Below are 23,519 nucleotides of genomic sequence, written 5' to 3'. Positions count from 1 at the left end.
GTGGTGCGATCAGCCCTCGTCGTGCGAGGCGACCGCACGGCGCGCGTCCGGGTCCAGCACGCCCCAGCTGATCAGCTGCTCGGTGAGGACCGAGGGCGACTGGTCGTAGATCACGGCGAGCGTGCGCAGGTCGTCCTGGCGGATCGAGAGCACCTTGCCGTTGTAGTCGCCGCGCTGGGACTGGATCGTCGCCGCGTACCGCTGCAGCGGGCCGGCCTTCTCCGGCGGCACCGTGGCCAGCCGCTCCAGGTCGAGGACCAGCTTCGGCGGCGGCTCGGCGGCGCCGCCCGGAGTGGTACCAGGAAGCAGTTCCTGCACCGGAACGCCGTAGAAGTCCGCCAGCTCGGCAAGACGCTGCACGGTCACTGCGCGGTCGCCGCGCTCGTACGAACCCACCACGACCGCCTTCCAGCGGCCCTGGGACTTCTCCTCGACACCGTGGAGGGAAAGGCCCTGCTGGGTGCGGATCGCGCGGAGCTTGGCCCCGAGCTGTTTGGCGTATTCGCTGGACATATAGCTCCCCGGCACTGTGTCGACGCGGCCGGCATGATTTCCGGGCCGCGCGGCTGGTAACTCACTGTGAGGTTACGCAGAGTTACTCTCGCCCGTCAAGCCGAATGGTCCACACCGACTCTTCCGGGTCCGGCGAGAGCCGTTGCGCCAAGGGAGTGGCCGGTGATGGCGAAAGGGGAGTCAGGGGTGTCGCTCCCCACCTGGTAGCGTGGGCGAAGCAATTCCGACGTCCTTTAAGGTCCGTCCCGTGAGGCGGAGAAGGAGGTCCGTTCACATGGACACGCAGTCCGATGCGCGGCCCGTTCTCGAAGGCCCCGACATCGCGCGGGTACTGACCCGCATCGCCCACGAAATCGTCGAGCGCGCCAAGGGCGCCGACGACGTGGTGCTCCTCGGCATCCCGACCCGGGGCGTCTTCCTCGCCCAGCGGCTCGCCGCCAAGCTCGAACAGGTCACCGAGCGCAAGGTCCCGGTCGGCTCGCTCGACATCACCATGTACCGCGACGACCTGCGCATGCACCCGCCGCGTGCGCTGGCCCGCACCGAGATCCCCGGCGACGGCATCGACGGCCGGCTGGTCGTCCTCGTCGACGACGTGCTCTTCTCCGGGCGCACCATCCGCGCCGCCCTCGACGCGCTGAACGACATCGGGCGCCCGCGCGCGGTGCAGCTCGCCGTCCTCGTCGACCGCGGCCACCGCGAACTGCCCATCCGCGCCGACTACGTCGGCAAGAACCTCCCCACGTCGTTGCGGGAGACGGTCAAGGTCCTGCTCGCCGAGGAGGACGGTCGCGACACCGTGCTGCTCGGCGCCAAGCAGCCCTCCCCGTAGCGATCCGGGCACGCCGCCCGCGTGCGCCGGCCCGGTGCGCCGCCACGCCCCGAGCTGCCCGGATTCTCCCGTTCTTCCGATTGAACTGCCTTACGGAGCCTGAAAGATGCAACGTCATCTCATTTCGGCCGCCGACCTCACCCGCGACGACGCCGTCCTGATCCTCGACACCGCCGAGGAGATGGCCCGGGTCGCCGACCGGCCGATCAAGAAACTGCCGACCCTGCGCGGCCGGACCGTCGTCAACCTCTTCTTCGAGGACTCCACCCGGACCCGGATCTCCTTCGAGGCCGCCGAGAAGCGGCTGTCCGCGGACGTGATCAACTTCACCGCCAAGGGGTCCAGCGTCTCCAAGGGCGAGTCCCTCAAGGACACCGCCCAGACCCTGGAGGCCATGGGCGTCGACGCCGTCGTCATCCGGCACGGCGCCTCCGGGGCCCCGTACCGGCTGGCCACCTCCGGCTGGATCGACGCGCACGTCATCAACGCCGGCGACGGCACCCACCAGCACCCCACCCAGGCCCTGCTCGACGCCTTCACCATGCGGCGCCGGCTCGTCGGCCGGGACACCGGGATCGGCCAGGACCTCTCCGGCCGGCGCATCACGCTGGTCGGCGACGTCCTGCACAGCCGGGTCGCCCGCTCCAACGTCGACCTGCTGCACACCCTCGGCGCCGAGGTCACCCTCGTCGCCCCGCCGACGCTGCTGCCGGTCGGCGTCGAGGCATGGCCCTGCGAGGTCTCCTACGACCTCGACCGCACCCTGCCCAAGTCCGACGCCGTCATGATGCTGCGTGTGCAGCGCGAGCGCATGAAGGCCGCGTTCTTCCCGACCGAGCGCGAGTACTCACGGCGCTACGGCCTCGACGGCGAGCGCATGCGGCGGATGCCCGAACACGCGATCGTGATGCACCCCGGCCCCATGGTCCGCGGCATGGAGATCACCGCCGAGGTGGCCGACTCCGAGCGCTGCACCGTCGTCGAACAGGTGACCAACGGGGTCTCCATCCGGATGGCCGTCCTGTACCTGCTGCTCGGGGGCAAAGAACCCGCCCTCACCCACGCCGCCCGCACCACGGAGGAGAAGTAACACAATGAGCAAGACCCTGATCCGCGGTGCGAAGGTGCTCGGCGGCGACCCGCAGGACGTGCTGATCGACGGCGGGACCGTCGCGGCCGTCGGCACCGGGCTGAGCGCCGAGGGCGCCGGTCGTGCCGGAGGCGCGCAGGAGGTAACCGTTGTCGAGGCGGACGGCAAGGTGCTGCTGCCCGGCCTGGTCGATCTGCACACCCATCTGCGCGAGCCCGGCCGCGAGGACTCCGAGACCGTGCTGACCGGCACCCGCGCGGCGGCGAGCGGCGGCTACACCGCCGTGTTCGCCATGGCCAACACCTTCCCCGTCGCCGACACCGCCGGCGTCGTCGAGCAGGTCTGGCGGCTCGGCAAGGAGCACGGCTACTGCGACGTACGGCCCGTCGGCGCCGTCACCGTCGGCCTGGAGGGCAGCACGCTCGCCGAACTGGGCGCCATGCACGAGTCCGCGGCCGGCGTCACCGTCTTCTCCGACGACGGCAAGTGCGTCCACGACGCCGTGATCATGCGGCGCGCCCTGGAGTACGTGAAGGCCTTCGACGGCGTCGTCGCCCAGCACGCGCAGGAGCCCCGGCTGACCGAGGGCGCCCAGATGAACGAGGGCGTCGTCTCCGCCGAGCTGGGCCTGGGCGGCTGGCCGGCCGTCGCCGAGGAGTCGATCATCGCCCGGGACGTGCTGCTCGCCGAGCACGTCGGCTCCCGCGTCCACATCTGCCACCTGTCGACCGCGGGCAGCGTCGAGATCGTCCGCTGGGCCAAGTCCCGCGGCATCGACGTCACCGCCGAGGTCACCCCGCACCACCTGCTCCTCACCGACGAACTGGTGCGGTCCTACAACCCGGTCTACAAGGTCAACCCGCCACTGCGCACCGAGCGGGACGTCATGGCGCTGCGCGAGGCGCTCGCCGACGGCACGATCGACATCGTCGCCACCGACCACGCCCCGCACCCGCACGAGGACAAAGACTGCGAGTGGGCCGCAGCGGCCATGGGCATGGTCGGCCTGGAAACCGCGTTGTCGGTGGTCCAGGAGACCATGGTGGACACGGGCCTACTGGACTGGGCCGGCGTCGCCGACCGGATGTCCTTCACGCCCGCGCGCATCGGACGGGCCGAGGGCCACGGCCGCCCCGTCTCGGCGGGTGAGCCCGCCAACCTCACACTCGTCGACACGGCATACCGTGGTTCCGTGGACCCCGCGGGCTTCGCCTCGCGCAGCCGCAACACCCCGTACGAGGGCCGCGAGCTGCCGGGCCGTGTCACGCACACCTGGCTCCGGGGCACGGCCACGCTCATCGACGGGAAGCTCACGTGACACCTGTACTCCTGCTGGCCGCCGAGAGGGAATCGGCGGAAGTGACCGACTGGGCGGCCCGGATCGGCTGGGTCGTCGGACTCGCCCTCTTCGTCGCGCTCGTCTACTGGCTGATGCGCGAGGGCTGGAAGTGGCGCGGCACCCTCCAGAGCGACCTGCCCGAGCTGCCCACCCGCCCGTCTCCCACCACCACCCTCAACCGAGGCGGCGAGCCGCCGCTGCCTGGAATGCCGGAGTCGCCGGCTGCGGCGAAACTGACGATGAGCGGCCGCTACCACGGCTCCACCACCGCCGGGCAGTGGCTGGACCGCATCGTGGCGCACGGTCTGGGCACCCGCAGCCGGGTCGAGCTCACCGCGACGGACGCGGGACTGGACGTCGTGCGCCCCGGCGCGAGCGATTTCTTCGTCCCCGTCGCCGCGCTGCGCGAGGCCCGGCTCGACAAGGGCATCGCCGGCAAGGTCCTCACCGAGGGCGGTCTGCTCGTCGTGACCTGGGCGCACGGCGACAAGCTGATCGACTCCGGCTTCCGCTCCGACCACGCGGCCGAGCACAACGCATGGGTCAAGACCCTGAACGACATGATCAACAAGACGGAAACGGAAGGCGCACGATGACGACCTCCACCAGGGGAGTCGCCAAGACTCCCGCCGTACTCGTCCTGGAGGACGGCCGGATCTTTCGCGGCCGTGCCTACGGGGCAGTGGGGGAGACCTTCGGCGAAGCCGTGTTCTCCACCGGCATGACCGGCTACCAGGAGACCCTCACCGACCCTTCCTACCACCGCCAGGTCGTGGTCATGACCGCCCCGCACGTCGGCAACACCGGCGTCAACGACGACGACCCCGAGTCCCGGCGGATCTGGGTCGCCGGCTACGTCGTGCGCGACCCCGCGCGCGTGCCGTCCAACTGGCGCTCCCGCGGTTCCCTGGACGAGGAACTCGCCGCCCAGGGGGTCGTCGGCATCAGCGGCATCGACACCCGCGCGCTCACCCGCCACCTGCGCGAGCGGGGGGCCATGCGCGTCGGCATCTTCAGCGGCGACACCGTGCCGGACGACGCCACGCTGCTGGCCCGCGTCCAGGAGGTCCCCCCGATGAAGGGCGCCGACCTCGCAGCCGAGGTCGCCACCACCGAGCCGTACGTCGTCCCGGCGGTCGGCGAGAAGAAGTTCACCGTCGCCGCCGTCGACCTCGGCATCAAGGGCATGACCGCGCAGCGCATGGCCCAGCGCGGCATCGAGGTGCACGTGCTGCCCGCGAACGCCACCGTGGACGACGTCTACGCCGTCGAACCCGACGGCGTGTTCTTCTCCAACGGACCCGGCGACCCCGCCACCGCCGACCACCCCGTCTCCGTGATGCGGGCCGTTCTGGAGCGCGGCACCCCGCTGTTCGGGATCTGCTTCGGCAACCAGATCCTCGGCCGCGCCCTCGGCTTCGGCACCTTCAAGCTGAAGTACGGCCACCGCGGCATCAACCAGCCGGTCCAGGACCGTACGACCGGCAAGGTCGAGATCACCGCGCACAACCACGGCTTCGCCGTCGACGCGCCCCTCGACAAGGTCACCGCCACCCCGTTCGGCCGCGTCGAGGTGTCCCACGTCTGCCTCAACGACAACGTGGTGGAAGGGCTCCGGCTGCTCGACCGGCCGGCCTTCAGCGTTCAGTACCACCCGGAAGCGGCAGCGGGCCCGCACGACGCCGCCCACCTGTTCGACCGCTTCGTTTCCCTGATGGAGGGCCAGCGTGCCTAAGCGCACCGATATCCAGTCCGTCCTGGTCATCGGCTCCGGCCCGATCGTCATCGGCCAGGCCGCCGAATTCGACTACTCCGGCACCCAGGCATGCCGGGTGCTCAAGACCGAGGGCCTGCGGGTCGTCCTGGTCAACTCCAACCCGGCGACAATCATGACCGACCCGGAGATCGCCGACGCCACCTACGTCGAGCCCATCACCCCCGAGTTCGTAGAGAAGATCATCGCCAAGGAGCGGCCGGACGCCCTGCTGCCCACCCTGGGCGGCCAGACGGCCCTCAACACCGCGATCTCCCTGGCCGAGAACGGCGTCCTGGAGAAGTACGGCGTCGAGCTGATCGGCGCCAACGTGGAGGCCATCAACAAGGGCGAGGACCGCGAACTGTTCAAGGACGTCGTGGCGGAGGTCCGCCGGAAGACCGGGCACGGCGAGTCCGCCCGCTCGGTCATCTGCCACACCATGGACGAGGTCCTCGCCGGCGTCGACGAGCTCGGCGGCTACCCGGTCGTCGTCCGCCCCTCCTTCACCATGGGCGGCGCCGGCTCCGGCTTCGCCCACGACGAGGACGAACTGCGCCGCATCGCCGGACAGGGCCTCACCCTCTCACCGACCACCGAGGTGCTCCTGGAGGAGTCCATCCTCGGCTGGAAGGAGTACGAGCTGGAGCTGATGCGCGACAAGCACGACAACGTCGTGGTCGTCTGCTCCATCGAGAACTTCGACCCCATGGGCGTGCACACCGGCGACTCCATCACCGTCGCGCCCGCGATGACGCTGACCGACCGCGAGTACCAGACCCTGCGCGACATCGGCATCGCCGTCATCCGCGAGGTCGGCGTCGACACCGGTGGCTGCAACATCCAGTTCGCGGTGAACCCCGAGGACGGGCGCATCATCGTCATCGAGATGAACCCGCGCGTGTCGCGCTCCTCGGCCCTGGCCTCCAAGGCGACCGGCTTCCCGATCGCCAAGATCGCCGCCAAGCTCGCCGTCGGCTACACCCTCGACGAGATCCCCAACGACATCACGAAGGAAACCCCGGCCTCCTTCGAGCCGACCCTCGACTACGTGGTCGTCAAGGCCCCGCGGTTCGCCTTCGAGAAGTTCCCCAGCGCCGACTCCACCCTCACCACCACCATGAAGTCGGTCGGCGAGGCCATGGCCATCGGCCGCAACTTCACCGAGGCGTTCCAGAAGGCGCTGCGCTCGCTGGAGAAGAAGGGCAGCCAGTTCGCGTTCACCGGCGAGCCCGGCGACAAGGCCGAGTTGCTGCGTGAAGCCGTCCGCCCGACCGACGGCCGCATCAACGCCGTCATGCAGGCCATCCGCGCGGGTGCCACGCCCGAGGAGGTCTTCGAGCACACGAAGATCGACCCCTGGTTCGTCGACCAGCTCTTCCTCATCAAGGAGATCGCCGACGACCTGGCCGCCGCGCCCGAGCTGACCGCGGACCTGCTCGCCGAGGCCAAGCGGCACGGCTTCTCCGACCAGCAGGTCGCGGAGATCCGCGGCCTGCGCGAGGACGTCGTCCGCGAGGTGCGGCACGCCCTCGGCATCCGCCCGGTCTACAAGACCGTCGACACCTGCGCCGCCGAGTTCGCCGCGAACACGCCGTACTTCTACTCCTCCTACGACGAGGAGACCGAGGTCGCCCCGCGCGAGAAGCCCGCGGTGATCATCCTTGGCTCCGGCCCGAACCGCATCGGCCAGGGCATCGAGTTCGACTACTCCTGCGTCCACGCCTCCTTCGCGCTCAGCACTGCACCCAATCCTCCTGGCGGGTACGAGACCGTGATGGTCAACTGCAACCCGGAGACCGTCTCCACCGACTACGACACCTCCGACCGGCTGTACTTCGAGCCGCTCACCCTGGAGGACGTCCTGGAGATCGTCCACGCGGAGCAGCAGGCCGGCCCCGTCGCGGGCGTGATCGTCCAGCTCGGCGGCCAGACCCCGCTGGGCCTCTCCCAGGCCCTCAAGGACAACGGCGTACCGATCGTCGGCACGCCTCCCGAGGCCATCCACGCGGCCGAGGACCGGGGCGCCTTCGGCCAGGTCCTCCAGGAGGCCGGCCTGCCGGCCCCCAAGCACGGCACCGCCACCACCTTCACCGAGGCCAGGGCCATCGCCGACGAGATCGGCTACCCGGTCCTCGTCCGCCCGTCCTACGTGCTCGGCGGCCGCGGCATGGAGATCGTCTACGACGAGACCCGCCTCGAGTCCTACATCGCCGAATCGACCGAGATCAGCCCCTCCCGGCCGGTACTGGTCGACCGGTTCCTCGACGACGCCATCGAGATCGACGTCGACGCGCTCTACGACGGCGAGGAGCTCTACCTCGGCGGCGTCATGGAGCACATCGAGGAGGCCGGCATCCACTCCGGCGACTCGGCGTGCGCCCTGCCCCCGATCACCCTGGGCGGCCACGACATCAAGCGGCTGCGCGCCTCCACGGAGGCCATCGCGCGCGGCGTCGGGGTGCGCGGCCTGATCAACATCCAGTTCGCGCTGTCCGGGGACGTCCTCTACGTCCTGGAGGCCAACCCGCGCGCCTCGCGCACCGTCCCCTTCACCTCGAAGGCGACGGCGGTGCCGCTGGCCAAGGCGGCCGCCCGGATCTCGCTCGGCGCGACCGTCGCCGAGCTCCGCGCGGAGGGCCTGCTCCCGGCCCGGGGCGACGGCGGCGACATCCCGCTCGACGCGCCGATCTCCGTCAAGGAGGCTGTGCTGCCGTGGTCGCGCTTCCGCGACATCCACGGCCGGGGCGTCGACACGGTCCTCGGTCCGGAGATGCGCTCCACCGGCGAGGTCATGGGCATCGACTCCGCGTTCGGCACCGCGTACGCCAAGTCGCAGGCGGGCGCCTACGGGCCGCTGCCCACCAAGGGCCGCGCCTTCATCTCGGTCGCCAACCGGGACAAGCGCTCGATGATCTTCCCCGCGCGTGAGCTCGTCGCCCACGGCTTCGACCTGTTGGCCACCTCCGGTACCGCCGAGGTCCTCAAGCGCAACGGCATCAACGCCACCGTCGTGCGCAAGCAGTCCGAGGGCACCGGCCCGAACGGTGAGAAGACCATCGTCCAGCTGATCCACGACGGCGAGGTCGACCTCATCGTCAACACGCCGTACGGCACCGGCGGACGCCTCGACGGCTACGACATCCGTACGGCCGCCGTGGCGCGGTCCGTGCCGTGCCTGACGACGGTCCAGGCGCTCGCCGCCGCGGTCCAGGGCATCGACGCCCTCAACCGCGGCGAGGTCGGCGTCCGCTCGCTCCAGGAACACGCGCACCATCTGACAGCGGCCCGCGACTGACCGTCCCGAGGGGGACACCGGAAACGGTGTCCCCCTCTTCATGAGGCTCTTCAGGCTCTTCACGAGGACACAGACATGTACAAGTACTTCTTCCCTCTGGTGTTCCGGCGGATGGATCCGGAGCGGGCCCATCACCTCGCCTTCCGCTGGATCCGGCTCGTCGCGCGCGTCCCCGGCCTGCGCACCTTCGTCGCCGCCGCGCTCGCGCCCCGCCACAGGGAACTGCGCACCGAGGCCCTCGGGCTGCGGCTGCACAGTCCCTTCGGGCTCGCCGCCGGCTTCGACAAGAACGCCGTCGGCGTCGACGGCATGGCGATGCTCGGCTTCGACCACGTCGAGATCGGCACGGTGACCGGCGAGCCGCAGCCCGGCAACCCGAAGAAGCGGCTGTTCCGGCTGGTGGCGGACCGCGCGCTGATCAACCGCATGGGCTTCAACAACGAGGGCTCGCTGGCCGTCGCCGCCCGCCTGGCCTCCCGCACACCCGTCTTCAGGACGGTCGTCGGCGTCAACATCGGCAAGACCAAGGCCGTGCCCGAGGCCGAGGCCGTCGGCGACTACGTGAAGTCCGCCGAGCGGCTGGCGCCGTACGCCGACTACCTGGTGGTCAACGTCTCCTCGCCGAACACTCCCGGCCTGCGCGACCTCCAGGCCGTCGGCCATCTGCGCCCGCTGCTCACCGCCGTCCGCGAGGCCGCCGACCGCGCCGTCCCCGCCCGCCGGGTGCCGCTGCTGGTGAAGATCGCCCCGGACCTCGCCGACGAGGACATCGACGCGGTCGCCGACCTGGCCGTGGAGCTCGGCCTGGACGGGATCATCGCCACGAACACCACCATCGCGCGCGCGGGGCTCGGTCTGCGGTCCGAACCCGCCGCTGTCCAGGAGGCCGGCGGCCTGTCCGGCGCGCCCCTGAAGGCACGCTCCCTTCAGGTGCTGCGCCGCCTGTACGCGCGCGTGGGCGACCGGATCACCCTGGTCGGTGTCGGCGGCATCGAGAACGGCGAGGACGCCTGGCAGCGCATCCTGGCCGGCGCCACCCTGGTCCAGGGCTACAGCGCGTTCATCTATGAGGGACCCTTCTGGGCCCGCACCCTCCACAAGGGGCTCGCCGCGCGTCTGCGCACCAGCCCGTACGACACGCTCGCCGACGCGGTGGGCGCCGACGTGAGGACAACGGTATGAGCGGGCCGGAACCCTTCGGAGCGCGCCTGCGCCGGGCCATGGACGAGCGCGGCCCGCTGTGCGTCGGCATCGACCCGCACGCCGCCCTGCTCGCCGAGTGGGGCCTGAACGACGACGTGGCCGGTCTGGAGCGGTTCAGCCGCACGGTCGTCGAGGCGGTCGCGGACCGGGTCGCCGTGCTCAAGCCGCAGAGCGCGTTCTTCGAGCGCTTCGGCTCGCGCGGCATCGCGGTGCTGGAGACGTCGGTCGCTCAGGCACGGGCGGCCGGTGCGCTGGTCGTCATGGACGCCAAGCGCGGCGACATCGGCTCCACCATGGCCGCTTACGCCGAGTCCTTCCTGCACCCGGACTCCCCGCTGTTCTCGGACGCGCTGACCGTCTCCCCGTACCTCGGCTACGGCTCGCTGAGCCCGGCGGTGGCGCTGGCCCGTGAGAGCGGCACGGGACTGTTCGTCCTGGCGCTGACCTCCAACCCGGAGGGCGGCGAGGTGCAGCACGCAGTACGGGCCGACGGACGCAGCGTGGGCGCGACCATGCTCGGCCACCTGGCCGCCGAGAACGCGGGGGAGACGCCCCTGGGGTCCTTCGGCGCCGTCGTCGGCGCGACGCTCGGCGACCTGTCGTCGTACGATCTGGACATCAACGGTCCGCTGCTCGCGCCTGGCATCGGCGCCCAGGGAGCCACGGCGGCGGATCTCCCGGCGGTCTTCGGCCCGGCGGTGCGCAACGTCGTGCCGAACGTCAGCCGGGGAGTGTTGCGTCACGGTGCCGACGTGGTCGCGCTGCGTGATGCCGCGGAGCGGTTCGCGGAGGAGATCAGGACGGCCGTGGCGGCGGTCTGAGCCTCCGACGAGGGAAGCAGGAGCGCGCCAGGACCGCATGCGATAAAAAAACCCGGTCGCTATGCCCTTAAATGTCCGCCATCATCGATCCTGACCTGGACTTTTCCGCTGTTCTCGCTGACTCAGACGGAGTTGGCAGCTAGTCTCCGACGGAGAGTGAACGGGCAAGCGTGTTGCTCGTGGCTCCCCTGGTGTGGGGCGACTAGGTTCCTCACCGGTCCGTATCCGACAGTTCGACATCCGAGGTGACGTAGGCGTGGCTCTTCCGCCCCTTACCCCTGAACAGCGCGCAGCCGCGCTCGAAAAGGCCGCCGCGGCTCGCCGGGAGCGGGCCGAGGTCAAGAATCGACTCAAGCACTCCGGCGCCTCCCTGCACGAGGTCATCAAGCAGGGTCGGGAGAACGACGTCATCGGCAAGATGAAGGTCTCCGCCCTGCTCGAGTCCCTGCCGGGCGTGGGCAAGGTCCGCGCCAAGCAGATCATGGAGCGACTGGGTATCTCCGAGAGCCGCCGTGTGCGTGGTCTCGGCTCGAACCAGATCGCCTCCCTGGAGCGCGAGTTCGGCAGCACCGGCTCCTGAGTCCCGGGCATACCGGGATTGCTGGAATAATCACCGCATGGCTGCAACACCCCGGGGGACTACCCCCGTACCCCCGGACGTACGTCCGCGGCTGACCGTGCTCTCCGGCCCCTCGGGGGTCGGCAAGAGCACGGTCGTCGCGCATATGCGCAAGGCGCACCCCGAGGTCTGGCTCTCGGTGTCGGCGACGACCCGCAAGCCGCGCCCCGGTGAGCGCGACGGGGTCCACTACTTCTTCGTCACCGACGACGAGATGGACAAGCTGATCGCCAACGGTGAGCTGCTCGAGTGGGCCGAGTTCGCCGGCAACCGCTACGGCACACCGCGCGCGGCGGTGCTCGAGCACCTGGAGTCGGGCCTGCCCGTCCTCCTGGAGATCGACCTGCAGGGCGCCCGCCAGGTCCGCGCGTCCATGACCGAGGCCCAGCTGGTCTTCCTCGCCCCTCCCTCCTGGGAGGAACTGGTGCGCCGGCTCACCGGCCGGGGCACCGAGTCGCCCGAGGTGGTCGAGCGCCGGCTGGAGGCCGCGAAGGTCGAACTGGCGGCCGAGCCGGAGTTCGATACGACCCTGGTCAACACCTCCGTCGAGGGCGTGGCCCGCGAGCTGCTAGCCTTGATGAACGTCGTGTGATCGTCAGCGTTTCCTCAACGGTCATTCAGCGATCATGCAGACTGATTCTTTCCCATCCATCGGAAGGTAGAGCGTGTCCTCTTCCATCTCCACGCCCGAGGGCATCATCAACCCGCCGATCGACGAGCTTCTCGAGGCCACGGACTCGAAGTACAGCCTCGTGATCTACGCGGCCAAGCGGGCTCGCCAGATCAACGCGTACTACTCGCAGCTCGGCGAGGGTCTCCTCGAGTACGTCGGTCCCCTCGTCGACACCCACGTCCACGAGAAGCCGCTCTCGATCGCCCTGCGCGAGATCAACGCGGGACTGCTGACCTCCGAGGCCATCGAAGGCCCCGTTCAGTAAGTCGCAGTTCAGTAAGTCGCACGGTTCCGAAAGTCATATCAGTGACTCTCGGCCGACTTTTCCACAGGCCCGGCAGCACGTCTGCCGGGCCTGTGGTGTGGTTGGGGGCACGGGGCCGTTCCCGCAGTGGTGCGAGCATGAGGGATGTGCGGCCGTCTCCGGCGCGCACAGGGCCGATATTCCGGGGAGAGACGGGAGAGACGTGGACAAGCCGAAGGTCGTTCTGGGCGTCAGCGGCGGCATCGCCGCGTACAAGGCATGTGAGCTGCTCAGGCGGCTGACGGAGTCGGGGCACGACGTCCGCGTCGTCCCCACCGCCTCCGCGCTGCACTTCGTCGGCGCCGCCACCTGGTCGGCGCTCTCCGGCCACCCGGTCTCGACCGGGGTGTGGGACGACGTCCACGAGGTGCCGCACGTCCGCATCGGGCAGCACGCCGACCTGGTCGTGGTCGCCCCGGCCACCGCGGACATGCTGGCGAAGGCGGCGCACGGCCTGGCCGACGACCTCCTCACCAACACCCTGCTCACCGCCCGCTGCCCCGTGGTCTTCGCCCCCGCCATGCACACCGAGATGTGGGAGCACCCGGCCACGCAGGACAATGTGGCGACCCTGCGCCGGCGCGGTGCCGTCGTCGTCGAACCGGCGGTGGGCCGGCTCACCGGCGCCGACAGCGGCAAGGGCCGGCTGCCCGACCCGGGCGAGATCTTCGAGGTCTGCCGCCGGGTACTGGCCCGGGGCGTCACCGAGCCCGACCTGAGAGGCCGACACGTCGTGGTCAGCGCCGGCGGCACCCGGGAGCCCCTCGACCCCGTCCGCTTCCTCGGCAACCGCTCCTCCGGCAAGCAGGGCTACGCGCTCGCCCGGACCGCCGTCGCGCGGGGCGCACGGGTCACCCTGATCGCGGCCAACGCCGCGCTGCCCGATCCGGCGGGCGTGGACGTCGTCCCCGTCGAGACCGCCGTACAACTGCGCGAGGAAGTGCTCCGGGCCGCTGCCGACGCCGACGCGGTGGTCATGGCCGCCGCGGTCGCCGACTTCCGCCCCGCGGCGTACGCGGCCGGGAAGATCAAGAAGCAGGACGGCCGGGAACCCGAGCCCGTCGCCCTGGTGCGCAACCCGGACATTCTCGCCGAGATCTCCGCCGACCGGCCCCGCCCCGGACAGGTGGTCGTCGGTTTCGCCGCGGAGACGGACGACGTGCTCGCCAACGGACGGGCCAAGCTGAAGCGCAAGGGCTGCGATCTGCTCGTGGTCAACGAGGTCGGTGAGCACAAGACGTTCGGCTCCGAGGAGAACGAGGCCGTGGTGCTGGGCGCCGACGGCAGCGAGACGTCCGTGGCGCACGGACCCAAGGAAGCCCTGGCCGACACGGTCTGGGACCTCGTGGCCGGGCGCCTGGGCTGAAGCATCCGCGGCAGGGGCCGATGCTGCAAGGACCCCTAAACCTTGCCGCCGGGGCGTGGCGCCTCTGGCCAACACGCCCCGGCATGGGCAGAATGCCCATGCCGCAGGTCACGGGGGTTCCCGAGAGGCGAGACAGGGGGACCCGTGGCGAGGCGCGACCGATAAACTGTCCACGGACGGTGTGTGGTGCAGCCCCTGCCGTCCGCCAATGATCAGCCAGCAGCCGCTGCAACCACAGGGAGCGTTGTGTCCCGTCGTCTCTTCACCTCGGAGTCCGTGACCGAGGGTCACCCCGACAAGATCGCTGACCAGATCAGCGACACCATTCTCGACGCGCTGCTCCGCGAGGACCCGAACTCCCGCGTCGCTGTCGAGACCCTGATCACCACCGGCCTGGTGCACGTGGCCGGCGAGGTCACGACCAAGGCCTACGCACCGATCGCGCAGCTGGTGCGCGAGAAGATCCTGGAGATCGGTTACGACTCCTCGAAGAAGGGCTTCGACGGCGCCTCCTGCGGCGTGTCGGTGTCCATCGGCGCCCAGTCCCCGGACATCGCCCAGGGTGTCGACACCGCGTACGAGTCCCGGGTCGAAGGCGACGAGGACGAGCTGGACCGGCAGGGCGCCGGTGACCAGGGCCTGATGTTCGGTTACGCGACGGACGAGACGCCGACGCTGATGCCGCTGCCGGTCTTCCTCGCGCACCGCCTCTCCAAGCGTCTGTCCGAGGTGCGCAAGAACGGCACCATCCCCTACCTGCGCCCGGACGGAAAGACCCAGGTCACCATCGAGTACGACGGCGACAAGGCCGTCCGTCTCGACACCGTCGTGGTCTCCTCGCAGCACGCCTCCGACATCGACCTCGAGTCGCTGCTCGCCCCCGACATCCGCGAGTTCGTCGTGGAGCCGGAGCTGAAGGCGCTGCTGGACGAGGGCATCAAGCTGGACACCGAGAAGTACCGTCTGCTGGTCAACCCCACCGGCCGCTTCGAGATCGGCGGCCCGATGGGCGACGCGGGCCTCACCGGTCGCAAGATCATCATCGACACGTACGGCGGCATGGCCCGGCACGGCGGTGGTGCCTTCTCCGGCAAGGACCCGTCCAAGGTGGACCGCTCGGCGGCGTACGCGATGCGCTGGGTCGCCAAGAACGTGGTCGCGGCCGGCCTGGCCTCCCGCTGCGAGGTCCAGGTGGCGTACGCCATCGGCAAGGCCGAGCCGGTCGGTCTGTTCGTGGAGACCTTCGGCACCGCCAAGGTCGACACCGAGCGGATCGAGCGGGCGATCGAGGACGTGTTCGACCTCCGTCCGGCCGCCATCATCCGTGACCTGGATCTGCTCCGCCCGATCTACTCCCAGACCGCCGCCTACGGCCACTTCGGCCGTGAGCTGCCCGACTTCACCTGGGAGCGCACCGACCGCGTGGACGCGCTGCGCAAGGCGGCGGGGCTGTAGTCCGCGCTCCGGCGCCTTCCCGAGGCCCCGGCGTCCCCCTCGGGGGCTCCGGGGCCTCGGCGTGTGCGCGGCCCCGGCGTACCGCTTGAGGTCGCAGCGGCCGTCGTGTGTCAGCGCCGTTTGGTAAGAATGCAGGCGTGAGCAGCGAGAACGGCGGGAGCGGACAGGCGGACGGCGATGCGCAGGGCGCGCCGCCCGAGCAGCTCGCGCTCATCCGGGAGACCGTGCGCAAGACCGACACGCCCCGGGCCAAGCCGCGGACCTGGCGGGGCGCCGCGCTCGCCGGGCACCTGCCGGTCGCGCGCGTCCTCGTCGACAAGGGCGTACTGCATCTCGACCGGTACTTCGACTACGCCGTGCCCGAGGAACTCGACGCCGACGCACAGCCGGGCGTCCGGGTGCGGGTGCGGTTCGGGGCCGGCCGGCACCGGGTACGTGAGGGGCGCCGCGAGGGCGGCGGACTCATCGACGGGTTCCTGGTCGAGCGGCTCGCCGAGTCCGACTACTCGGGGCCGCTGGCCGCCCTCGCCCAGGTGGTCTCGCCCGAGCCGGTCCTGAGCGAGGAGCTGCTGGGGCTGGCCCGCGCGGTCGCCGACCGGTACGCGGGCAGCCTCGCCGACGTGCTCCAGCTCGCCGTGCCGCCGCGCAGCGCACGCGCCGAGCGGCGGACCTCGCCCGACCCGGCGCCGCCGCCCCCGGCACCCGAGCCGGGCTCCTGGGCCCGGTACGAGCAAGGGCCCGCCTTCCTCCGGTCGCTGGCCAACGGCGGCGCTCCGCGCGCCGTGTGGAACGCGCTGCCCGGACCGCTCTGGAGCGAGGAGCTGGCCCGCGCGGTCGCGGCAACGCTGGCCTCCGGCCGCGGCGCCCTCGTGGTCCTGCCGGACGGACGGACCGTCGCCCGCGTCGACGCCGCGCTCACCGAGCTCCTGGGCAAGGGGCGGCACGCGGTGCTGACCGCCGACGCCGGGCCCGAGAAGCGGTACGCACAGTGGCTCGCCGTGCGCCGCGGCTCCGTGCGCGCCGTGATCGGCACCCGCGCGGCGATGTTCGCGCCCGTCCAGGACCTCGGACTGGTCGCGCTCTGGGACGACGGTGACGACAGCCACAGTGAGCAGCATGCCCCGCAGCCGCACGCGCGTGAGGTGCTGCTGCTGCGGGCGGCCCAGGACAAGTGCGGTTTTCTGGTGGGCAGTTGGAGCTGCACGGTGGAGACCGCCCAGCTGGTGGAGACCGGCTGGGCCGGACCCCTGGTCTCCGGAAGGGACCAGGTACGGGCCGCCGCCCCGCTGGTGCGGACCGTCGGGGACGGGGATCTCGCGCGGGACGAGGCCGCCCGCGCCGCCCGGCTGCCGTCGCTCGCCTGGCAGGCCGTCCGGGAGGGGCTGCGGCACGGGCCGGTGCTCGTGCAGGTGCCCCGGCGCGGCTATGTCCCGCGGATGGCGTGCGCGGGCTGCCGTACCCCGGCGCGGTGCCGGCACTGCTCGGGGCCGATGGAGGCACCCGGCGCCGACGATCTGCGGTGCGGCTGGTGCGGGCGGCGCGAGGAGGGCGGCTGGCACTGCCCGGAGTGCGGCGGGTTCCGGCTGCGGGCCCAGGTGGTGGGGGCGCGCCGGACCGCCGAGGAGCTGGGCCGGGCCTTCCCCGCAGTGCCGGTGCGCACCTCCGGGCGCGAGCATGTGCTGGACACGGTGCCGGATGCGCCCGCGCTGGTGGTGAGCACGCCGGGGGCCGAGCCGGTCGCCGAGGGCGGGTACGCGGCGGCGCTGCTGCTGGACGGCTGGGCGATGCTGAGCCGACCCGATCTGCGGGCCGGGGAGGACGCGCTGCGCCGCTGGATCGGCGCGGCGGCGCTGGTGCGTCCACAAGCAAAGGGCGGCACGGTCGTGGTGGTCGCCGAGCCGACCCTGCGGCCCGTGCAGGCGCTGGTGCGGTGGGACCCCGTCGGACACGCGGTACGGGAGCTGGGGGAGCGGGCCGAACTGGGCTTCCCGCCGGTGTCGAGGATGGCGGCGGTCTCGGGGCCGGAGGAGGCCGTGGCCGGATTCCTCCGCGCGGCCGAACTCCCCGGGGAGGCGGAGGTACTGGGGCCCGTCCCGCTGCCCGTCACCCCCGCGGGCCGCCCGCGGCGCCCCGGCGGCCCGCCGCCCGGGGATCAATGGGGGCGGGCCCTGATCCGGGTACCCCCGGGTAGGGGAGCCGCGCTGACCGCCGCCCTGAAGTCCGCCCAGGCGGCCCGCATGGCCCGCGGCAGCGACGAACCGGTGTGGGTACGAATCGACCCGCCCGACATCGGCTGAGGAGTGCGGGCCGGGAAACGGCTGGGGCGAGCAGACTGGGGAGTGCTGCCCTCCCGGGCGCGGTTGCGTCCGGAAGGGCCGAGGACGGGCGGTCAGCCGTTGCGGGGGCCCGGGAAGGTGGTGGGGCCGGGGACGGCCGTGGGGCGCGGGTCGTCGCGGAGGGACGGGCTGCCCGCCGTCGGCTGGGTCGGCATGGAACGGGCGGCGGGAACCGTCGGCACGCCGGAGACCCCCGCACCCACGTTGACCGCGCGCGTTCCCGACGGCTCGGCGGTGTGCTCCGTCTCCGTGGCCTGGTTCTGGGTGGCCGCGGCACGGCGGGCGCCGTAACGACGGTGGACCGCCTGCTTGGTCACGCCGAGCGCGGAGCCCACCGCGTCCCACGAGAAGCCCAGCGAGCGGTCGAAGTCCACGGCCGCGGTGACCAGGGTCTCGACGCTGTCCCGCAGTTCCTGGGCGAGACGGACCGTCGGGGCGGGGGCGCGTCCGTAGACGACGAAGCCCGTGGAGGGGCCGGAGCGGCGCGGGCGGTAGACGTTGCCGAGCTGGGCGGTGAGCGTGCGCAGTGCGTCCACCTGCCGGCGGACCCGCTCGATGTCCCGCACCAGCAAGTGCAGGCTGGCGCGAGCCTGGGCGTCGTGGGTTGCGTGGTCGGCCATGAACAAGCCTCTCGAACCGGCGTTGAAAGGAATGGGCCGCGTCGGAGCGGCCCAGTGTGGTCAACTCTTTCTTGACCAACGCTGATCCGCTCCGTGGGTCACGGGCTGGGGGCGTGGCGATTCCCGCGCCCGCCCCTGTGAAGGACTGCGAGCCCAGGCCCAGGCCCGGAGCCCGTCCGCGGGCCCGTCCCCCCCCCCCCGTACCGCCCCACTGCCGCGTCCGAACCGCCGCCCGCCGTGCCGCCCGTACGCCGCCCGTACGCCCTCGGCCGTCCCCCCATAGACTGGTGTGCTGCCCGCAACGTCCCCGCCCGAGAGGCCCGAATCCACCCCATGAAGCTCGTCTTCGCCGGCACCCCCGAGGTCGCCGTTCCCGCCCTGGACGCTCTTCTCGCCTCGGAGCGGCACGAGGTGGCCGCCGTCGTCACCCGGCCCGACGCGCCGGCCGGGCGGGGCCGCAGGCTGGTCGCCTCTCCGGTCGCCGAGCGGGCGCAGGAGGCCGGGATCGAGGTGCTCAGGCCCGCGAAGCCACGGGACCCGGAGTTCCTCGAGCGGCTGCGCGAGATCGCCCCCGACTGCTGTCCCGTCGTCGCCTACGGCGCCCTGCTGCCCCGGGTCGCCCTCGACATCCCGGACCGGGGCTGGGTCAACCTGCACTTCTCGCTGCTGCCGGCCTGGCGCGGGGCGGCGCCCGTGCAGCACGCCGTCATGGCGGGCGACGAGATCACCGGCGCGTCCACCTTCCTCATCAAGGAAGGGCTCGACTCGGGGCCGGTCTACGGCACCGTCACCGAGGAGATCCGCCCCACCGACACCAGCGGCGACCTGCTCACCCGGCTCGCCTTCGCCGGCGCCGGACTGCTCGCCGCGACCATGGACGGCATCGAGGACGGCACCCTGAAGGCCGTACCGCAGCCCGTCGACGGGATCACCCTCGCCCCGAAGGTCTCCGTGGAGGACGCCCACGTCGACTGGAGCGCCCCGGCCCTGCGCGTCGACCGCATCGTGCGCGGCTGTACACCCGCGCCCGGCGCCTGGACCACCTTCCGGGGCGAGCGGCTCAAGCTCGTCCAGGTCAGGCCCGCCCCCGACCGCCCGGATCTCGCGCCCGGCCGGCTGTCCGCAGGCAAGAACAACGTGTACGCCGGCACCGGCTCGCACGCCGTGGAACTGCTGTGGGTGCAGGCCCAGGGCAAGAAGCCGATGCGCGCGGCCGACTGGGCACGCGGTGCACGGATCGGCGCCGAGGAGACCGTCGGCGGCTGACGCCGTGGACCCTGCCCCGCGCCGGCGCCACGCGACCCCGGCCCGTCCCGACGACGTACGCTGGACCGCGCACTTCACCCCACACCCGGAGCACCTTTTCGTGAGTGACCAGCCCCGTCGTCCCCGCAAGCCCGGCAAGCCCTACCGCCGGCCCCAGAAGGACCCCGTCCGCATCCTCGCCTTCGAGGCCCTGCGGGCCGTGGACGAGCGGGACGCCTACGCCAACCTCGTCCTGCCGCCGCTGCTGCGCAAGGCGCGCGAGGGCGGTGACTTCGATGCCCGGGACGCGGCGCTCGCCACCGAGCTGGTGTACGGCACGCTGCGTCGGCAGGGCACGTACGACGCGGTCGTCGCCGCCTGTGTCGACCGGCCGCTGCGCGAGGTGGACCCGCCCGTGCTGGACGTGCTGAGCCTCGGCGCGCACCAGCTGCTGGGGACCCGGATTCCGACCCATGCCGCCGTGTCCGCCTCCGTCGAGCTCGCGCGCGTGGTGCTCGGCGACGGACGGGCCAAGTTCGTCAACGCCGTGCTGCGCAAGGTCGCGCAGCACGATCTCGACGGCTGGCTCGAGCGGGTCGCGCCGCCGTACGACGAAGACCCCGAGGGCCATCTCGCCGTGGTGCACTCGCACCCGCGCTGGGTCGTCTCCGCGCTCTGGGACTCCCTCGGCGGCGGCCGCGCCGGCGTGGAGGAACTGCTGCGGGCCGACAACGAGCGGCCCGAGGTCACGCTCGTCGCCCGTCCCGGCCGGGCCACCACCGGGGAACTGCTCGACGAGGAGGCCGCTCTGCCGGGCCGCTGGTCGCCGTACGCGGTGCGGCTGAGCGAGGGCGGCGAGCCGGGTGCGATCCCGGCGGTGGCGGACGGCAGGGCCGGCGTGCAGGACGAGGGCAGCCAGCTCGTCGCGCTCGCCCTGGCCGACGCCCCGCTGGACGGGCCCGACCGGATGTGGCTGGACGGCTGTGCCGGCCCCGGCGGCAAGGCCGCGCTGCTCGCCGCGCTCGCCGCCGAGCGCGGTGCCGTCCTGCTGGCCTCCGAGAAGCAGCCGCACCGGGCCGGACTGGTCGCCAAGGCGCTGGCGGGGAACCCCGGGCCGTACCAGGTCATCGCCGCCGACGGGACCCGGCCGCCGTGGCGGCCCGGCACCTTCGACCGAGTGCTGGTCGACGTGCCCTGCACCGGCCTCGGCGCCCTGCGCCGGCGCCCCGAGGCGCGCTGGCGGCGCCGGCCGGGCGACCTGGAGGGCTTCGCCCCGCTGCAGCGCGGGCTGCTGCGCACCGCCCTGGAGTCCGTACGGGTCGGCGGTGTCGTCGGCTACGCCACCTGCTCGCCGCACCTGGCGGAGACCCGGGCCGTGGTCGCCGACCTCCTCAAGCAGTTCCCGGACGCCGAACTCCTCGATGCCCGGCCGCTGCTGCCCGGCGTCCCGGAGCTGGGTGAGGGCCCCGACGTTCAGCTGTGGCCGCATGTGCACGGGACTGACGCCATGTATCTGGCGCTCATCCGCCGGACCGGCTGACGCCCGCCTCCTCCGGTTCGCGTACCGCGCCGGCGCCGTCCTCGCGGGCGAGCCGGTGCGGCCACCACACTTGGGGGCCCATGTCCAGGAACAGGGACGTGACCAGCACCGACCGCACGATGAAGGTGTCCAGCGGCACGCCGAGGGCGACCGCGAAGCCGATCTCGGCGAAGGCGACCAGGGGGCAGGGTGCCGAGCGCGGCGAAGGTGCCCGCCGGCACCAGGACCGCCGAGGTGATGACGGTGCCCGTGGTGGCGAGCCCGGTGACCACGCCCCGCCGGGTTCCGCGCAGGCCCGCCTCCGGCGTCCCCGGTGCCCCGCGCTCCCCGGGGGTGCCGCGCTCTTTGGGCGTCCCGCTTTTCCCGGGGGTGCCGTGTGTCGCGCTCATGGCCGCATCCACAGCCGGTCGGCCCCGGGCCCGGGTGACCGGAGGCCACGGGCCACCGCGCACCCGGCAACGGACAACCCGCGGTCCGCATACGACTCGTGGGCCCTGTGCGACCCGTGCGTCTCGTGGACCCCGTACAACCCGTACAACCCGTGCGACCCGTGCGAGTCGTGCGTCCGGGACGGCCGATACAGCGGATACAGCGGATACGACCGCATCCGTCCCCCACCGGTGCCGCCGACCCCCGGAGGGCATGGCAGGCTTGGTGCATGGCCGCGCAGATCAACCCCAGTATTCTCTCCGCCGACTTCTCCCGCCTCGCGGACGAGGCGCAGGCGGTCGCGGGAGCCGACTGGCTCCATGTCGACGTCATGGACAACCATTTCGTCCCGAACCTCACGCTCGGTGTGCCGGTCGTGGAGTCGCTCGCCCGTGCGACGGGCACCCCGCTGGACTGCCACCTGATGATCGAGGCCCCCGATCGCTGGGCGCCCCAGTACGTCGAGGCGGGGGCCGGTTCCGTTACCTTCCACGTCGAGGCGGCCGCCGCGCCCGTGCGGCTGGCCCGGGAGATCCGGGCCAAGGGGGCCAGAGCCTCCATGGCGCTGCGGCCCGCGACGCCTATCGAGCCGTACGAGGACCTGCTCCCCGAGCTCGACATGCTGCTGATCATGACGGTCGAGCCGGGCTTCGGGGGCCAGGCATTCCTCGACATCATGCTTCCGAAGATTCGCCGCACCCGCGAGATGATCAGTAAGCACGGCCTGGACCTCTGGCTCCAGGTCGACGGCGGTGTCTCGGCGTCCACCATCGAGCAGTGCGCCGACGCCGGAGCCGACGTCTTCGTCGCGGGATCCGCCGTGTACGGGGCACAGGACCCGGCCGAGGCGGTACGTGCATTGCGCAACCAGGCCGAGGCAGCCACGGGCAAGGCATCCTGGGCGTGCGACCACTGAGCCACGGGAACGTGAACGGCTCTCCAGCAGGACCGTTCGACCGCGCCGAATCTGCAAGGATGAACGGCGAATCCAGAGTGTGAACAGCAGTGAGGAGATCGCCGTGTCGGGTATGTCGGCGGCGGGCCGTTCAGCCATGCGGATGGGACCCGCTGAGCTGGTGCAGGCGGCGGCCATGGCCCGCCGCTTCTACCTAGAGGGCAAGTCGAAGATCCAGATCGCCGAGGAGTTCGGCGTCAGCCGCTTCAAGGTGGCCAGGGTCCTGGAGACCGCCCTCGAACGGGATCTCGTACGCATCGAGATCCGCGTGCCCGCCGAGCTGGACGCGGAGCGCTCCGACGCGCTGCGCGCCCGCTACGGCCTCAGGCACGCCGTCGTGGTGGAGTCCCCGGCCGAGGCCGCGGAGACACCCGACCCCGAGAACCTGGGAGAGGTGGCCGCCGACCTGCTCGGCGAACTGGTCAACGAAGGAGATGTACTGGGGCTGGCCTGGGGCCGGTCCACCATCCACATGGCGGCGGCCCTGGACCGGCTGGCGCCCTGCACGGTCGTGCAGCTGACGGGCGTGTACGACGCCGGGACCGCCGAGCGCGGCTCGGTGGAGGCCGTACGGCGGGCCGCGCAGGTGTCGGGCGGCGACGCCCACCCCATCTACGCGCCGATGCTGCTGCCGGACGCGGCGACCGCTCAGGCACTGCGCCACCAGACCGGTATCGCACGGGCCTTCGAGTACTTCGACAAGGTCACGGTCGCCTGTGTCTCCATCGGCTCCTGGGAGCCGGGCATCTCGACGGTGCACGACATGCTCACGGATGAGGAGCGGGAGCACTACGCCTCCCTCGGCGTCGCAGCCGAGATGTCCGCGCACCTCTTCGACGCCGACGGGCGCCGGGTCGGCCGCGACCTCGGGGAGCGGTGCATCACGGTCAAGACCGACCAGCTGCGCCGGGTCCCCGAGGTCGTCGCGATCGCCGGCGGGCAGCGCAAGGGCCCCGCGATCGACGCGGTGCTGCGCTCCGGGCTGGTCACCAGCCTGGTGACGGACACCTCGGCCGCCGACTACCTGATGGCGGCGGGACCCGCCCCGAGGTCCGCCCTCAACCGGTCCGACCCGGACGGTCCCTGACCGGGCGAGGGACGAGGGGCGAGGGCGGGCGTGGCAGCATC

At 71.9% G+C, this 23,519-nt stretch carries 20 protein-coding genes and 1 pseudogene; 18 read left to right on the top strand and 3 right to left on the bottom strand.

Annotated features, from left to right (window positions below; translation table 11 throughout):
• Positions 1 to 9 precede the first annotated feature (9 nt).
• Positions 10 to 513 (bottom strand): transcriptional regulator BldD, encoded by a 504-nt coding sequence (gene bldD / locus ACFPZI_RS15970; protein WP_055572227.1) that lies wholly within the window; start codon positions 511 to 513, stop codon positions 10 to 12.
• 274 nt (positions 514 to 787) lie between these two features.
• Between bldD and pyrR the strand changes: the two genes are divergently transcribed.
• The 14 genes from pyrR (at position 788) to ACFPZI_RS15900 (ending at position 17,563) form a co-directional block, all read left to right on the top strand.
• On the top strand, positions 788 to 1,345 hold the full coding sequence (pyrR, locus tag ACFPZI_RS15965) for a bifunctional pyr operon transcriptional regulator/uracil phosphoribosyltransferase PyrR (protein ID WP_381363569.1): 558 nt from the start codon (positions 788 to 790) through the stop codon (positions 1,343 to 1,345).
• A 106-nt stretch (positions 1,346 to 1,451) separates the two neighbouring features.
• A complete protein-coding gene (locus ACFPZI_RS15960; protein WP_381363567.1) occupies positions 1,452 to 2,435 on the top strand; it encodes an aspartate carbamoyltransferase catalytic subunit in 984 nt (327 codons plus the stop codon).
• Positions 2,436 to 2,439: 4 nt separating this feature from the next.
• Entirely contained in the window at positions 2,440 to 3,753 is a 1,314-nt protein-coding gene (locus ACFPZI_RS15955) for a dihydroorotase (protein WP_381363566.1), read from the top strand.
• Entirely contained in the window at positions 3,750 to 4,370 is a 621-nt protein-coding gene (locus ACFPZI_RS15950) for a PH-like domain-containing protein (RefSeq protein ID WP_381363565.1), read from the top strand. The genes ACFPZI_RS15955 and ACFPZI_RS15950 overlap by 4 nt, the downstream gene beginning before the upstream one ends.
• Positions 4,367 to 5,509 carry a glutamine-hydrolyzing carbamoyl-phosphate synthase small subunit gene (gene carA, locus ACFPZI_RS15945; RefSeq protein WP_381363563.1) on the top strand — a complete coding sequence of 381 codons (1,143 nt, stop codon included), beginning with the start codon at positions 4,367 to 4,369 and terminating at the stop codon, positions 5,507 to 5,509. Before ACFPZI_RS15950 ends, carA begins: the two co-directional genes overlap by 4 nt.
• Complete coding sequence (gene carB / locus ACFPZI_RS15940) at positions 5,502 to 8,825, top strand: carbamoyl-phosphate synthase large subunit (protein WP_381363561.1); 3,324 nt, start codon at positions 5,502 to 5,504, stop codon at positions 8,823 to 8,825. The genes carA and carB overlap by 8 nt, the downstream gene beginning before the upstream one ends.
• Positions 8,826 to 8,900: 75 nt before the next feature.
• The gene (locus ACFPZI_RS15935) at positions 8,901 to 10,007 is read left to right on the top strand and encodes a quinone-dependent dihydroorotate dehydrogenase (RefSeq protein ID WP_381363560.1); all 1,107 of its coding nucleotides are present in this window, start codon (positions 8,901 to 8,903) and stop codon (positions 10,005 to 10,007) included.
• The gene (gene pyrF / locus ACFPZI_RS15930; RefSeq protein WP_381363558.1) at positions 10,004 to 10,849 is read left to right on the top strand and encodes an orotidine-5'-phosphate decarboxylase; all 846 of its coding nucleotides are present in this window, start codon (positions 10,004 to 10,006) and stop codon (positions 10,847 to 10,849) included. The genes ACFPZI_RS15935 and pyrF overlap by 4 nt, the downstream gene beginning before the upstream one ends.
• Before the next feature lie 256 nt (positions 10,850 to 11,105).
• The gene (locus ACFPZI_RS15925) at positions 11,106 to 11,429 is read left to right on the top strand and encodes an integration host factor (protein ID WP_006382163.1); all 324 of its coding nucleotides are present in this window, start codon (positions 11,106 to 11,108) and stop codon (positions 11,427 to 11,429) included.
• Positions 11,430 to 11,466: 37 nt separating this feature from the next.
• The gene (gmk, locus tag ACFPZI_RS15920) at positions 11,467 to 12,060 is read left to right on the top strand and encodes a guanylate kinase (RefSeq protein ID WP_381363556.1); all 594 of its coding nucleotides are present in this window, start codon (positions 11,467 to 11,469) and stop codon (positions 12,058 to 12,060) included.
• Between the two features lie 73 nt (positions 12,061 to 12,133).
• On the top strand, positions 12,134 to 12,406 hold the full coding sequence (rpoZ, locus tag ACFPZI_RS15915; protein WP_055570801.1) for a DNA-directed RNA polymerase subunit omega: 273 nt from the start codon (positions 12,134 to 12,136) through the stop codon (positions 12,404 to 12,406).
• A 202-nt stretch (positions 12,407 to 12,608) separates the two neighbouring features.
• On the top strand, positions 12,609 to 13,811 hold the full coding sequence (coaBC, locus tag ACFPZI_RS15910; RefSeq protein ID WP_381363554.1) for a bifunctional phosphopantothenoylcysteine decarboxylase/phosphopantothenate--cysteine ligase CoaBC: 1,203 nt from the start codon (positions 12,609 to 12,611) through the stop codon (positions 13,809 to 13,811).
• A gap of 246 nt (positions 13,812 to 14,057) precedes the next feature.
• The gene (metK, locus tag ACFPZI_RS15905; RefSeq protein ID WP_381363552.1) at positions 14,058 to 15,266 is read left to right on the top strand and encodes a methionine adenosyltransferase; all 1,209 of its coding nucleotides are present in this window, start codon (positions 14,058 to 14,060) and stop codon (positions 15,264 to 15,266) included.
• A gap of 137 nt (positions 15,267 to 15,403) precedes the next feature.
• Entirely contained in the window at positions 15,404 to 17,563 is a 2,160-nt protein-coding gene (locus tag ACFPZI_RS15900; protein ID WP_381363550.1) for a primosomal protein N', read from the top strand.
• A gap of 92 nt (positions 17,564 to 17,655) precedes the next feature.
• Here ACFPZI_RS15900 and ACFPZI_RS15895 read toward each other — a convergent pair whose 3' ends face one another.
• Positions 17,656 to 18,222: a hypothetical protein gene (locus tag ACFPZI_RS15895; RefSeq protein ID WP_381363548.1), complete on the bottom strand. Its 567-nt coding sequence runs from the start codon at positions 18,220 to 18,222 to the stop codon at positions 17,656 to 17,658.
• A 333-nt stretch (positions 18,223 to 18,555) separates the two neighbouring features.
• Here ACFPZI_RS15895 and fmt point away from each other — a divergent pair, with 333 nt between their 5' ends.
• Both fmt and ACFPZI_RS15885 read left to right on the top strand, forming a co-directional pair.
• Entirely contained in the window at positions 18,556 to 19,488 is a 933-nt protein-coding gene (gene fmt / locus ACFPZI_RS15890; protein ID WP_381363547.1) for a methionyl-tRNA formyltransferase, read from the top strand.
• A gap of 100 nt (positions 19,489 to 19,588) precedes the next feature.
• Positions 19,589 to 21,007 (top strand): RsmB/NOP family class I SAM-dependent RNA methyltransferase, encoded by a 1,419-nt coding sequence (locus tag ACFPZI_RS15885; protein WP_381363545.1) that lies wholly within the window; start codon positions 19,589 to 19,591, stop codon positions 21,005 to 21,007.
• Here the strand turns inward: ACFPZI_RS15885 and ACFPZI_RS15880 are convergent.
• Positions 20,988 to 21,309 (bottom strand): annotated as a pseudogene (locus tag ACFPZI_RS15880) (MMPL family transporter); the annotation flags it as partial. The gene ACFPZI_RS15885 and the pseudogene ACFPZI_RS15880 sit on opposite strands and share 20 nt — an antisense overlap.
• 356 nt (positions 21,310 to 21,665) lie before the next feature.
• On the opposite strand from ACFPZI_RS15880, the gene rpe reads away from it, so the two are divergent.
• Together rpe and ACFPZI_RS15870 are read left to right on the top strand one after the other, a co-directional pair.
• On the top strand, positions 21,666 to 22,352 hold the full coding sequence (gene rpe / locus ACFPZI_RS15875) for a ribulose-phosphate 3-epimerase (RefSeq protein WP_381363544.1): 687 nt from the start codon (positions 21,666 to 21,668) through the stop codon (positions 22,350 to 22,352).
• A gap of 79 nt (positions 22,353 to 22,431) precedes the next feature.
• On the top strand, positions 22,432 to 23,478 hold the full coding sequence (locus tag ACFPZI_RS15870) for a sugar-binding transcriptional regulator (RefSeq protein ID WP_381363542.1): 1,047 nt from the start codon (positions 22,432 to 22,434) through the stop codon (positions 23,476 to 23,478).
• Positions 23,479 to 23,519: the final 41 nt, after the last annotated feature.

Source organism: Streptomyces chlorus (assembly GCF_042655885.1).
Taxonomy (GTDB): Bacteria; Actinomycetota; Actinomycetes; order Streptomycetales; family Streptomycetaceae; genus Streptomyces; species Streptomyces chlorus.
This window is presented reverse-complemented; position numbering and strand designations above follow the sequence as displayed.